Source organism: Streptomyces sp. DH24, from assembly GCF_029813775.1.
Lineage (GTDB): Bacteria > Actinomycetota > Actinomycetes > Streptomycetales > Streptomycetaceae > Streptomyces.
This window is the reverse complement of sequence record NZ_JARVKW010000034.1, coordinates 36,953-49,036: the sequence shown is the minus strand read 5'-3', so window position 1 is coordinate 49,036 and position 12,084 is coordinate 36,953. Positions and strand designations below refer to the sequence as shown.

Below are 12,084 nucleotides of genomic sequence, written 5' to 3'. Positions count from 1 at the left end.
GCCTCAGCCCCTCTGCGGGACGACCTGGAAGTACACCGCGGTCATCACGAAGTTCGTCACGAACAGCAACATGAAGGTGATCACCACGGACTGGTTCACGGCGTCACCCACGCCCTTGGGACCGCCCTTTGCGTTGAGCCCCTTGTACGAGGCGACGATCCCCGCGATCGCCCCGAACACCAGCGCCTTCAGCTCGGCCGCCCACAGGTCGGACAGCTGGGCGAGCGTGGTGAAGGAGGCGAGGTAGGCGCCCGGGGTGCCGTTCTGCAGGACGACGTTGAAGAAGTAGCCGCCCGCCACGCCCACGACCGACACCAGTCCGTTGAGCAGCACCGCGACCAGCATGGACGCCAGGACGCGGGGCACGACCAGCCGGTGGATCGGGTCGATGCCGAGCACCTGCATGGCGTCGATCTCCTCGCGGATCTTCCGCGCCCCGAGATCCGCGCAGATCGCCGTGCCGCCCGCGCCCGCGATCAGCAGCGCGGTGACGATCGGCGACGCCTCCCGCAGCACGGCGAGGACGGAGGCGGCGCCCGAGAACGACTGGGCACCGAGCTGCCGGGTCAGGCTGCCGATCTGGAGCGCGATGACCGCGCCGAACGGGATCGACACCAGCGCCGTCGGCAGGATCGTCACGCTCGCCACGAACCACGCCTGCTGGATGAACTCCCGCGTCTGGAAGGGCCGCCGCGGAATCGTCCGCAGGACGTCCAGGGCCAGCGCGAACAGGTTCCCGGAGTGCCGCAGCGCCCCGGTCGGTGACACGCTCATGCGTCGGCCCCCTCGGTGCGGTGCAGCTCCGCCTCGCGTCTGGCGATCTCCTGCCAGCGCGGCGGGCGCTCGATGCCCGGCCCCGGCAGCAGCCGGGGAGTGCGGGGCGTGGGCTCCTGGGCGGCGGCCCCGTCGTCGAGGGCGGCCAGCTCCTGCTCGACCTGCGCGGCGTCCTTCTCCTCCGCCATCCCGATCGGCCCCTGCATCCGCCCGTTCAGGAACTGCCGTACGACCGGCTCGTCGCTGGTCAGCAGCTTCTCGCGGGGCCCGAACATCACCAGTTCGCGGCGGAACAGCAGCCCGATGTTGTCGGGCACCTGGCGGGCGGAGGCGATGTCGTGCGTGACGATCAGGAACGTGGCGTCGATCTGCGCGTTGAGGTCGACGATCAGCTGGTTGAGGTACGCCACGCGGACCGGGTCGAGACCGGAGTCCGGCTCGTCGAACAGGATGATCTCCGGGTCCAGCACCAGGGCCCGGGCCAGCCCGGCCCGCTTGCGCATGCCGCCCGAAATCTCACCGGGCAGCTTCTCCTCGGCGCCGATCAGCCCGACCATGTCCATCTTCTCCAGCACGATGCGCCGGATGTCGCTCTCGGACTTGCGGGTGTGCTCCCGCAGCGGGAAGGCGATGTTGTCGTACAGGTTCATCGACCCGAACAGGGCGCCGTCCTGGAACAGCACGCCGAACAGCTTCCGCACCTCGTACAGGTCGTGCTCGCGGAGCTTGGTGATGTCCCGGCCCTGGATCGTGATCGACCCGCGCTCCGGCTTCAGCAGCCCCACGAGCGTCTTGAGGAACACCGACTTGCCCGTGCCCGAGGGGCCGAGCATGACCGAGACCTCCCCGGCGGGCAGCGTCAGTGAGACGTCCTGCCAGATGACCTGGTGACCGAAGGACTTGGTCAGCCCTTCCACACAGATCTCGACACCCATCCGGTTCACCCTCCGCCCGCCTGCGCAGCCACGACACCTGCTCTACGGGGAGGGGCGGGGCGTCCGTCGCGGCGGACCGGAATTTTTTTTCGGACGGATTTCCGGACGGCTTCCCCACCGCTTCCGGGCGGGTCCGGGGCGGGTCCGGGGCCGGCCGGTCCGGCGCGGGCTACGGCAGCCGGGGAGCCGATCCGCTCGGGGTGGGAACGGGCAGCGGCGCGGACGGCACGGCGGTGGCCTCCGGGACCGGCGGGACCGACGGGACCTCGGGGGCCGAGGGCAGCGACGGGGCGGACGGCACGCCCGACCCGGCCGGCAGGTCCGGCACCGCAGGCAGGTCCGGCACCGGAGCCTCGGACAGCGCGGGCAGCGGGGACACCTCCGGCAGCGACGGCACGGACAGCGGCAGCAGCGCACCGTCGTCGCCCGTCCCGCTCGCCTCCCGGCCGGGCCCCGTCGGACGCGACGACGACCCGGCCGGCCCCGGCAGGCGCAGCCCGTCGCCGGCGCCGTCGGTCACCAGCGACTCCACGCCCCGGGACGTGGACGGCCGCGGTGCCGGACCGTTTCCGCCGCCCTCCAGCGCGTACGGCAGGCAGAGTCCCGCCACCGCCAGCGTGGCCGCCGTGGAGGCGGCCGCCGCGGCCTGCACCTTGCCGCCGGTGCGCGGCCGGCCCCGGCCGGCCAGGAACAGCGCGAGCCCCAGCGTCCCGGCCAGCGAGTTGCGCAGCGTGCGCCGGGCGCGGGCCAGCAGCGACTCGACCGTCCGGTAGCTCAGCCCCATCCGCACGGCCACCTGGCCGACGTCCAGGTCCTGCGACTTCAGCCGCAGCGCCTCCGCCTGCCGGGCGGGCAGCTCGCCGCTGCGCACCGCCAGCCACCGGGCCTCGGCGCGGTCGCACACCGCCTCGTCGACGGGCACCGGCCCCGGCGCGACCAGCGTGGGGCTGGTGCGCACCTCGGCCTCACGGTTGACCTGCCGGTACCGGTCCACGCACAGCCGCATGGTCACGGTCGTCAGCCAGGCGGCGAGGCGCTCGTCGTCCAGGTCGGGGCGCTCCGCCGCGCGCAGCATCGCCTCGTGCACGGCGTCCTCGGCGTCCTCCCGGCTCATCGACCGGCGCCGCGCCACCTTGAGCAGCTGCTCGCGGTGGCTCCACATGCGCTCCCAACGCTCGTACGCCGCTTGCGTCTCCGCAGGCATGTCCGTCGCCATGAGGGCCCCTTCGCGCTCACCCGCCGGTCCAAGACCTGTCCGGCGGGTGGCGACATTACCGCCCGGTAGCGGCGGTTGTGGAGGGGGTGGCGGCGACCGAGTCCGCACTGTTGCCGGCCAGGGGACCGTCACTGGGCAGCAGGTCGTCGCCGGGCAGGTCGAGGGACGGTTCGGGTGCGGGCAGTTGGGGCTTGGGGGTCTGGCGGGGCTGCTGTGACGAGCCGGACGGGGCGGGGGAGGGGGAGGCCGGTGCGGCGGGTGCGGCCGGGGTGCGGGAGGGGCCGGCGCCCGGGCGGGCGGTCGGCTTCGCGGACGGCTCCGAAGGGGTCTTCTCCCGGCGGGACGGCTCCGGGCGCGGCTCGGAGGCCGCCGCGCCGTCCGGGACCACCCGGTGCCCGGCCAGGAAGTACGCGTACCAGGCCCGCACCGTGCGCAGGTAGGCCGTGGAGTGGTTGTAGCCGAGGATCGCCCGGTCCAGGTCGGCGGGCCGGGACAGGTCCCTGCCGCCCGCGCACAGGTAGCGCCCGGCGGCCAGCGCCGCGTCGAAGACGTTGTGCGGGTCGGCCCGTCCGTCGCCGTTGGCGTCCGCGCCCCAGCGGGCCCAGGTCGACGGGATGAACTGCATCGGGCCGACGGCGCGGTCGTAGGCCGTGTCCCCGTCGTACGCGCCGCCGTCGGTGTCCCGGATGACGGCGAACGGGCCGCCGTCCAGCCGGGGTCCCCGGATCGGCGTGGTGGTCGTGCCGTCCGGCGTCACCCGGCCGCCCCGCGCCTGACCGGACTCCACCTGGCCGATCGCGGCCAGCAACTGCCACCGCAGCCGGCAGCCGGGCGCCGTGCGCGCGAGCTCCTCCTCGGCGCCGCGGTAGGCGGCGAACACCGTCGCGGGCAGCGCGCCCGCCCTCGTGCCCCCGGCCACCGGGCCGTCCCCCTCGTCCGCGCCGCGCCCCTCGGCACGCAGCGGCGGCAGCTCGGTCCGGTACGGAGTGTCACCTGACACGCTGGTCCCCTGCTCGGCCGGTGCCGGTCGCTGCTGCGCGGAGGCCCGCGCCTCGGGCGGTGCCTGCGACGCGGTCAGCGCCGCCATCGCCGCCACCGCCACCGCCGTACCCTTCGCACCCCTGACTCGGTGTCCTGCCACGTCGAGCTCCCCTCCTGCGGACTTCCGTCGTCTGCTCTACGGGGCAGGAGGCCGCGTCCGTCGTTGCGGGCGGGGTGCGCGTCCCGGGCGGTCCGCCGGTGCGCCACCGGCGGCGGAATCCGCGCGGCGAGCTGTCCGCCGCGCGGGTCCGTTAAGGTCTCCCCAGGCGGGCGGGACTGCCGAAGCCCGGTCCGGCCGCGCGCCTGGCGGCACGCCGGGCCGAAGGAGATGCCATGGGGGCACAGTGCGACTGAAAGTGGAGTTCACGACCGAGCCCTTCGACCTGGACGAGGCGCCCGCGCACGCGCTGGTGGCCCGCGAGGTCGTGGCGGCGGCCGAACTGGACGCCGTGGACGTGGGCCCGTTCGGCAACACGGTGGAGGGCGGCTCCGAGCCGGTGCTGGGCGCCGTCGACGAGCTGCTGCGCAGGACCCTGGCGGCCGGTGCCACCCGGATCTCGCTCCAGGTCAGCGTGATCGAGGAGGGCGACCGGTGACCGCGACCGGCGACGCGCCCTTCATCGCGGCCGTGAAACCGCTGGTCGACGCCATGGGCGGCGTGATGATCCCGCCCGACGAGGCCGGCCCCGACGACGTCGTGCTGTCCTGGGAGGGCGCCGACGTCGTCGCCGTGCGCCTGCCGCAGCTCGCCGACTCCCTGGACCACATCCTGGCCGCCATGGAGCGCCGCAGGGGCAGGCCGCTCGCCGACCTGGACCGCAAGGCCAAGCAGGAGGTCGTACGGGCCCTGGAGGCGCGCGGCGCGTTCTCCGTGCGGCACGGCGTGGAGACGGTGGCGAGCGCGCTCGGCGTCAGCCGCTTCACCGTCTACAACTACCTCAACCGCGAGAAAGAGGCCTGATCAGGCCCCTGTCACGAGCCTCGGAGGCCGCCGCCCGCACCCCGGGCGGCGGCTCCTTTTTGTTACCCCGAATTTTCAACAAAGTGTTGACGTGCTGTTTCGGAGGGCGTTAGCTATCGGCACGCCCGTTCAGCACAAGGCCACGGAGGCTCCCGTGACGACCAGTTCCACGCCGCCGGGCCTGGCCCGGTTCAACGCCCTGGAGGAGCACGCGGCCCACTCCGCGCTCCACGAGGCGTGCGCCGCGACGGCGTGGGTCGAGCGGCTCCTCGCCGCCCGCCCCTACGCCACCGCCGAGGACCTCTACGCCACGAGCGACGCGGCCATGGCCGGCCTGACCGCGGACGACCTGGCCGAGGCGATGGCCGGGCACCCGCCGATCGGGCGGCCCCGGCCCGGCGACCCCACCTCGGCCCGGGAACAGCGCGGCATGGCCGGCGCCTCCGACGACCTCAAGGCGGAGATGCTCGAACTCAACCTGGCCTACCAGGACAAGTTCGGCCATGTCTTCCTGATCTGCGCCACCGGCAGGACCGGCGAGCAGATGCGCGACGCGGTCAAGGAGCGGATCGGCAACTCGCCCGAGCAGGAGCGGGAGATCGTCCGCGCCGAGCTGGGGAAGATCAACCGCATCCGTCTGGCCCGACTCGTCGAAGAGGAAGCCTGAACATGAGCACCAGCACCACCGCCTCCGTGTCCACGCACATCCTGGACACCAGCGTCGGCCGCCCCGCCGAGGGCGTCGCCGTCCACCTCTGCGCCCGCGCCGGGCGCGAGGCGGACTGGCAGGCGCTCGGCGGATCGGCGACCGACGCGGACGGCCGGTGCAAGGACCTCCCGGCCCTGCCGGAGGGGACCACCCACGTACGGCTCGACTTCGCCGTCGAGGCGTACTTCTCGAAGTCCGAGAATTTTGCGAACCAGCAAGCCGATGCGCAGCAGGACGCCCCCGCGACTCGGGACAGCGGCCGGGGCGTGTTCTTCCCGGAGGTGGCGATCACGTTCGCCGTCGTGCCGGGCGAGCACTACCACGTACCGCTGCTGCTCAACCCGTTCGGCTACTCCGTTTACCGAGGGAGCTAGCTAAATGACCGTCAATTCCCGCCCTGCCCGCCCTGTGATGCTGGGGCAGAACCAGTACGGCAAGGCCGAGAACCGAGTCGTCAAGATCACGCGGGACGGCGCCACCCATCACATCAAGGACCTGAACGTCTCCGTCGCCCTGTCCGGCGACATGGAGGAGGTCCACTACTCCGGCTCCAACGCCAACGTCCTGCCGACCGACACCACCAAGAACACGGTGTACGCGTTCGCCAAGGAACACGGCATCGAGTCCGCCGAGCAGTTCGGCATCCACCTCGCCCGCCACTTCGTCACCTCGCAGGAGCCGATCCACCGCGCCCGGATCCGCATCGAGGAGTACGCCTGGGAGCGCATCGAGACCTCCGACGCCAACTCCAAGTTCATCGGCGCCGACGAGGTCAAGCACTCCTTCGTCCGCAAGGGCCAGGAGACCCGGCTGACGCAGATCACCTACGACGGCGAGAGCTGGGAGGTCGTCTCCGGCCTCAAGGACCTCGTGGTGATGAACTCGACGAACTCCGAGTTCTGGGGCTACGTCAAGGACAGGTACACGACGCTCAAGGAGGCCTACGACCGCATCCTGGCCACCCAGGTCTCCGCCCGCTGGCGGTTCAACTGGACCGACGACGAGCAGAGGATGCCCAACTGGGAGAAGTCCTACGAGCAGACGAAGAAGCACATGCTCCAGGCCTTCGCCGAGACGTACTCGCTGTCCCTCCAGCAGACGCTGTACCAGATGGGCGCGCGCATCATCAACAACCGCGGCGAGATCGACGAGGTCCGCTTCTCCCTGCCGAACAAGCACCACTTCCTGGTGGACCTGGAGCCGTTCGGACTGAAGAACGAAAATGAGGTCTACTTCGCCGCCGACCGGCCCTACGGCCTGATCGAGGCCACCGTCCTGCGCGACGGCTGCGAGCCGCGCATCCCGGTCGACCTCAGCAACCTGTGACCCACCGGGTGCCCCCAGGGCGCTGGGGGCACCCGCTCTCCATCGGCACCCGTGGCCGCCTCCCCGGCCGCGGCACTCAAAACTCCTAGGGTCCTGCCGTGCCCTCTCCCGAAAGCGCAAAGGACGAATCATGGCAGCAGCCCAGCGCATCGTCATCGAGAACTGTGCGATCGCGACGGTCGACGCCGACGACACCGAGTACGCCTCCGGGCACCTCGTGCTGGCCGGCAACCGCATCGAGTCGCTCGGCGCGGGCCACGCCCCCGACGGCCTGGAGAACGTCGTACGCCGCGTCGACGCCTCCGGTCACCTCGTGACCCCCGGCCTGGTCAACACCCACCACCACTTCTACCAGTGGATCACCCGGGGCCTGGCCACCGACCACAACCTCTTCAACTGGCTCGTCGCCCTGTACCCGGTGTGGGCCCGCATCGACGAGAAGATGGTCGACGCCGCGGCCCGCGGCTCGCTCGCGATGATGGCCCGCGGCGGCGTCACCACCGCCATGGACCACCACTACGTCTTCCCGCACGGCTCCGGCGACCTGTCCGGCACGATCATCCGCGCCGCCCGCGAGACGGGAGTCCGCTTCACCCTCGCCCGCGGCTCCATGGACCGCAGCGAGAAGGACGGCGGCCTGCCCCCGGACTTCGCCGTCGAGACCCTGGACGGCGCGCTCGCCGCCACCGAGGAGACCGTCCGGCAGCACCACGACTCCTCCTTCGACGCGATGACCCAGGTCGCCGTCGCCCCCTGCTCCCCCTTCTCCGTCTCCACCGAACTGCTCCGGCAGGGCGCCGAACTGGCCCGCCGCCTCGGCGTCCGGCTGCACACCCACGGCTCGGAGACCGTGGAGGAGGAGAAGTTCTGCCACGAACTGTTCGGGATGGGCCCGACCGACTACTTCGAGTCCACCGGCTGGCTCGGCGAGGACGTGTGGATGGCGCACTGCGTCCACATGAACGACTCCGACATCGCCGCGTTCGCCCGCACCAGGACCGGCGTCGCGCACTGCCCGTCCTCCAACGCCCGCCTCGCCGCCGGCATCGCCCGCGTCCCCGACATGCTCGCCGCCGGCGTCCCCGTCGGCCTCGGCGTCGACGGCACCGCCTCCAACGAGTCCGGCGAACTCCACACCGAACTGCGCAACGCCCTGCTGATCAACCGCCTCGGCGCGCACCGCGAGACCGCCCTGAACGCCCGGCAGGCGCTGCGGCTCGGCACGTACGGCGGCGCCCAGGTCCTCGGGCGCGCCCGCGAGACCGGCTCCCTGGAGCCCGGCAAGCTCGCCGACCTCGTGCTGTGGAAGCTCGACACGCTCGCCCACGCCTCCATCGCCGACCCGGTGACCGCGCTGGTCTTCGGCGCCGCCGCCCCCGTCACCGCCTCCTTCGTGAACGGCCGCCAGATCGTCGAGAACGGCCGGCTGCTCACCGCCGACGAGGACGCCATCGCCCACGACACCCGCGACGAGGCCCGGCGGCTGGCGCGGATCGCCGCCCAGTAACCCGCACAACTCCACATCGCCGCAAGGCACTTGATCTCCGGCCGGGAGGGACGGCTCCCGGCCGGCAGCCGTGGACCCCAGCGGGGTCCGTGGCGGCCGGTGCCGGGGCACGCGTGGACGCGCGTGCCCCGGAACGGTCCCACCGTCACTGCATTCCGGTCCCGCACGACCACCCGCACCGCCTCCTTGACACCCACGTCAGAGCCGACGTGTAACCGACCGGAGGGAAGCCGCCGTGGCCGACCACCCAGTTGACGAGAAACTCCCCGCACTCAAGATGGCCACCACAGGCTTGCAGCATGTGGCCGCCATGTACGCGGGAGTCGTCGCCCCACCCCTGATCGTCGGCGCGGCCATCGGCCTGTCCGGCACCGAACTGACCTTCCTGACCGGCGCCTGCCTGTTCACCGCCGGACTCGCCACCTTCCTCCAGACCCTGGGCATCTGGAAGATCGGAGCCCGACTCCCCTTCGTCAACGGCGTCACCTTCGCCGGCGTCGCCCCCATGACCGCGATCGTCGCCTCCACCGACGACAAGTCCGACGCCCTGCCCGTCATCTTCGGCGCGGTCATCGTCGCCGGACTCCTCGGCTTCCTCGCGGCGCCCTTCTTCAGCAAGGCGGTGCGCTTCTTCCCGCCGGTCGTCACCGGCACGGTCATCACGCTCATCGGTGTGTCCCTGCTGCCGGTCGCCTTCGGCTGGGCCCAGGGCGCGAGCCCCGCGGCCGACGACTTCGGCTCACCGACCAACCTCGGTCTGGCCGCGGCCACGCTCGGCGTCGTCCTGCTGCTGCGCCGCTTCACCCGCGGCTTCGTCAAGCAGATCGCCGTCCTGCTCGGCCTCGTCGCCGGCACGCTGCTCGCGATACCCCTCGGCGTCACGGACTTCAGCCCCGTCACGGACGCGGACATCGTGGGCTTCCCGACCCCGTTCCACTTCGGCGCCCCGCAGTTCCAGATCGCCGCCATCGTCTCGATGTGCGTGGTGATGGTCGTGTCGATGACCGAGTCGACCGCCGACATGCTGGCCCTCGGCGAGATCGTCGACCGGCCCGCCGACGAGAAGACCATCGCCGCGGGCCTGCGCGCCGACACCCTCGGCTCGGCCATCAGCCCGCTGTTCAACGGCTTCATGTGCAGCGCCTTCGCGCAGAACATCGGCCTCGTCGCCATGACCCGCATCCGCAGCCGGTTCGTCGTCGCCGCAGGCGGCGGCTTCCTGGTGCTGATGGGCCTGTGTCCGGTCGCCGCGTCGCTCATCGCCGTCGTACCGCGTCCCGTCCTCGGCGGCGCGGGCGTCGTCCTGTTCGGGTCGGTCGCCGCGAGCGGCATCCAGACCCTCGTCCGGGCCGGCCTGGACAAGGACAACAACGTCCTGATCGTGGCGGTCTCCCTGGCCGTCGGCATCATCCCGATCACGGCGCCGGAGTTCTACCACGCGTTCCCGGAGACGGCGAAGATCGTCCTCGACTCCGGCATCTCCACGGGCTGCGTGGCGGCCGTCCTCCTCAACGTCGTCTTCAACCACCTCGGCAACGGCAGCCGCGAAGCCGCCGACGTCACCCACCCGATGGAGGCGGGCGAGGAGATCACCGGCGTGAAGGCCCCGGCCACGCCGTGAGGCACGACGATGCCCGGCCGGGGGAGCCGCCCGGCCGGGCATCGTGCCGTTCCCGGCGATTCCGGACCGCCGCACCGGCACCGTGCGGTGGCCGGCCCGCCGTCACATCCGGCCCGCGACCTCCTCGCGCAGCCGCGGCAGCATGCTGTGGAACACCCCCGGGCAGAGCGTGTCGCCGTAGTCCTTGTGACCGTAGATCTGCGTGGCGGGGATGCGGTACTTGGAGCACACGTACGCGCACAGGAGCACCAGGACGTCCCACTGGGCGCCGGGCGGTACGGCGCCGTCGTGGTAGGAGCCCTCGTTGGCGATGCCGATGGCCGAGTTGTTCTGCCCCGACGTGTGGGAGCCGAGCACGAAGGTGGTCCCGCCGGTCAGGGTGCGCAGGCTGCCGTGCCGTCCCTCGGTGATCCAGCCGCCCCGGCTGACCAGGAAGTTGTAGCCGGTGTCCACCCACCCGTTCTTGTCCATGTGCAGGTTCTGCACCCAGTGGGCGTGGGCGTGCGCCTGGGCGCGGGAGAAGTCGGTGGTGTTGGCGCTCACCGTGTGGTGGATGACGATCTTGCTCGGCCGGTACTGGAGGGTGCTGATGCTGCCCGCGGGCGGGCGGGCGCCCCAGGCCGCGGTGGAGTCGATGTCCGGTTCGAGGGCGGCGGCCCGGGTCTGCGCGGCGTGGGCGGCGCCCGGCAGGGCGGTGCCGGCGACCAGTCCGGCCGTCGCGGCCAGCAGGAGGCGGCGCCGGAGAGCGTTCTCGGCGTTCACGATCTCTCCTCGGTGGGGGTGGGGAGGGGGGGGGTCGCGGGGGGGGGCGCCGTCCGGCGGGCTGGCGTGCGGCCCGAGCGCGTGATGGCGTGCTGGGGAGAGGGGGGCGGCGCGGGCGTCGACGCGCCGCGGCGCGTCAGGTGTTGTTGGCGAGCGCCAGGAGCCGGTCGCGGGAACCGTTGAACTGGTTCCGGTCGGTGTTGCCCGAGACGCCCGGCACCGAGCCGGTGCTGGTGTACTGCCACACCGTCCAGGTCGGGAAGCCGGCCGGGATGGTGGGGGAGGAGGCGCCCCAGTGCGCGGCCCACAGCGGGCTCTTGCCGCCCATGCCGCTCCAGCTGCCGGTGCAGGTGTTCCACCAGCTGGCCGTCGTGTAGATCACCACGTCACGGCTGGTGCGTGCCTTGTACGTGTTGTAGAAGTCCGTGATCCAGCTGCGCATGGCCGTCGTGGACAGGCCGTAGCACATCGCCCCGTAGGGGTTGTGCTCGATGTCCAGCACGCCCGGCAGCGTCAGGTTGTCGCGCGACCAGCCGCCGCCGCTGGAGGCGAAGTAGTTCGCCTGGGTGGCGCCGTTGGAGACGTCGGGGCGCGCGAAGTGGTACGCGCCGCGGATGACGCCCGCGTTGTAGGCGCCCGTGTAGTTGGCGCTGAACCGGTCGTCCTTGTAGGTGGTGCCCTCGGTGGCCTTGATCCAGGCGAACTGGATGCCCGAGTTGCGCACCGAGCCCCAGTTGATGGCGCCCTGCCAGTGCGAGACGTCGATGCCCTGGACGCCGTCGGTCGGCGCCATGACGCCCATGGACGGCTCCTCGGCCGGGGCGCCCTCGTGTACGCGCTGGCCCACACCCATGTACGCCTCACCCGGCTGGACGTGGACGCGGTCCTTGCCGGGCTTGGGCGCGGCATTCGCGCCGGGCGCGGTGGTGGCCGTCAGTGCGAGGGCGGCGCCCAGTACGGCGACCGCTGTGACGGACCGTCTGCGGAGGGGGGTCCGGCGGTTGAGCGAGAACATGACTTCCTCCTGCTGCATGTGGGGATGGGGGAAGGAGGTGACGTCGGCCGCTGCCACCAGGGCAGATCGTTCAACTTGACGTGCGCGCGTCATTAGTTACGCACGTAGACTCCAGGCATGTAAAGAGTCTCCAGGCCTCTCTGGTGGTCTGGTCCACTGTAAGAGGAGATGGCCTGGAGACTTGGGAACCGGGCGGCGACAACTTTCAGCGTTGTGA

Annotated in this window: 13 protein-coding genes; 7 read left to right on the top strand and 6 right to left on the bottom strand. The window is 71.9% G+C overall.

The genetic code is table 11. The annotated features are described in order from the left end of the window. Positions 1–3: 3 nt before the first annotated feature. From QC282_RS24470 to QC282_RS24455, 4 genes are all read right to left on the bottom strand, one after another. Positions 4–774 (bottom strand): ABC transporter permease, encoded by a 771-nt coding sequence (locus QC282_RS24470; protein WP_279551707.1) that lies wholly within the window; start codon positions 772–774, stop codon positions 4–6. Continuing rightward, the gene (locus QC282_RS24465) at positions 771–1,709 is read right to left on the bottom strand and encodes an ABC transporter ATP-binding protein (RefSeq protein WP_279551706.1); all 939 of its coding nucleotides are present in this window, start codon (positions 1,707–1,709) and stop codon (positions 771–773) included. The genes QC282_RS24470 and QC282_RS24465 overlap by 4 nt, the downstream gene beginning before the upstream one ends. Before the next feature lie 169 nt (positions 1,710–1,878). Beyond that, positions 1,879–2,925 (bottom strand): sigma-70 family RNA polymerase sigma factor, encoded by a 1,047-nt coding sequence (locus tag QC282_RS24460; protein ID WP_279551705.1) that lies wholly within the window; start codon positions 2,923–2,925, stop codon positions 1,879–1,881. Between the two features lie 55 nt (positions 2,926–2,980). Then, positions 2,981–4,012 carry a lytic transglycosylase domain-containing protein gene (locus QC282_RS24455; RefSeq protein WP_279551728.1) on the bottom strand — a complete coding sequence of 344 codons (1,032 nt, stop codon included), beginning with the start codon at positions 4,010–4,012 and terminating at the stop codon, positions 2,981–2,983. A gap of 298 nt (positions 4,013–4,310) precedes the next feature. On the opposite strand from QC282_RS24455, the gene QC282_RS24450 reads away from it, so the two are divergent. The 7 genes from QC282_RS24450 to QC282_RS24420 all read left to right on the top strand — a co-directional run bounded on the left by QC282_RS24450 (position 4,311) and on the right by QC282_RS24420 (position 10,090). Further along, complete coding sequence (locus QC282_RS24450) at positions 4,311–4,562, top strand: hypothetical protein (protein WP_279551704.1); 252 nt, start codon at positions 4,311–4,313, stop codon at positions 4,560–4,562. Beyond that, positions 4,559–4,927 (top strand): helix-turn-helix domain-containing protein, encoded by a 369-nt coding sequence (locus QC282_RS24445; RefSeq protein ID WP_279551703.1) that lies wholly within the window; start codon positions 4,559–4,561, stop codon positions 4,925–4,927. Before QC282_RS24450 ends, QC282_RS24445 begins: the two co-directional genes overlap by 4 nt. Positions 4,928–5,081: 154 nt before the next feature. Beyond that, complete coding sequence (gene uraD, locus QC282_RS24440; RefSeq protein WP_279551702.1) at positions 5,082–5,594, top strand: 2-oxo-4-hydroxy-4-carboxy-5-ureidoimidazoline decarboxylase; 513 nt, start codon at positions 5,082–5,084, stop codon at positions 5,592–5,594. Between the two features lie 2 nt (positions 5,595–5,596). Next, the gene (uraH, locus tag QC282_RS24435; RefSeq protein ID WP_279551701.1) at positions 5,597–6,010 is read left to right on the top strand and encodes a hydroxyisourate hydrolase; all 414 of its coding nucleotides are present in this window, start codon (positions 5,597–5,599) and stop codon (positions 6,008–6,010) included. Between the two features lie 4 nt (positions 6,011–6,014). Further along, positions 6,015–6,962 (top strand): factor-independent urate hydroxylase, encoded by a 948-nt coding sequence (gene pucL / locus QC282_RS24430; protein WP_279551700.1) that lies wholly within the window; start codon positions 6,015–6,017, stop codon positions 6,960–6,962. Positions 6,963–7,092: 130 nt separating this feature from the next. After that, entirely contained in the window at positions 7,093–8,469 is a 1,377-nt protein-coding gene (locus QC282_RS24425; protein ID WP_279551699.1) for an 8-oxoguanine deaminase, read from the top strand. Positions 8,470–8,704: 235 nt separating this feature from the next. Then, positions 8,705–10,090: a nucleobase:cation symporter-2 family protein gene (locus QC282_RS24420; protein ID WP_279551698.1), complete on the top strand. Its 1,386-nt coding sequence runs from the start codon at positions 8,705–8,707 to the stop codon at positions 10,088–10,090. 102 nt (positions 10,091–10,192) lie between these two features. On the opposite strand, the gene QC282_RS24415 is transcribed toward QC282_RS24420, so the two are convergent. Both QC282_RS24415 and QC282_RS24410 read right to left on the bottom strand, forming a co-directional pair. After that, the gene (locus QC282_RS24415; RefSeq protein ID WP_279551697.1) at positions 10,193–10,852 is read right to left on the bottom strand and encodes a peptidoglycan recognition family protein; all 660 of its coding nucleotides are present in this window, start codon (positions 10,850–10,852) and stop codon (positions 10,193–10,195) included. A gap of 136 nt (positions 10,853–10,988) precedes the next feature. Next, on the bottom strand, positions 10,989–11,867 hold the full coding sequence (locus QC282_RS24410; protein ID WP_279551727.1) for a lysozyme: 879 nt from the start codon (positions 11,865–11,867) through the stop codon (positions 10,989–10,991). Positions 11,868–12,084 lie beyond the last annotated feature (217 nt).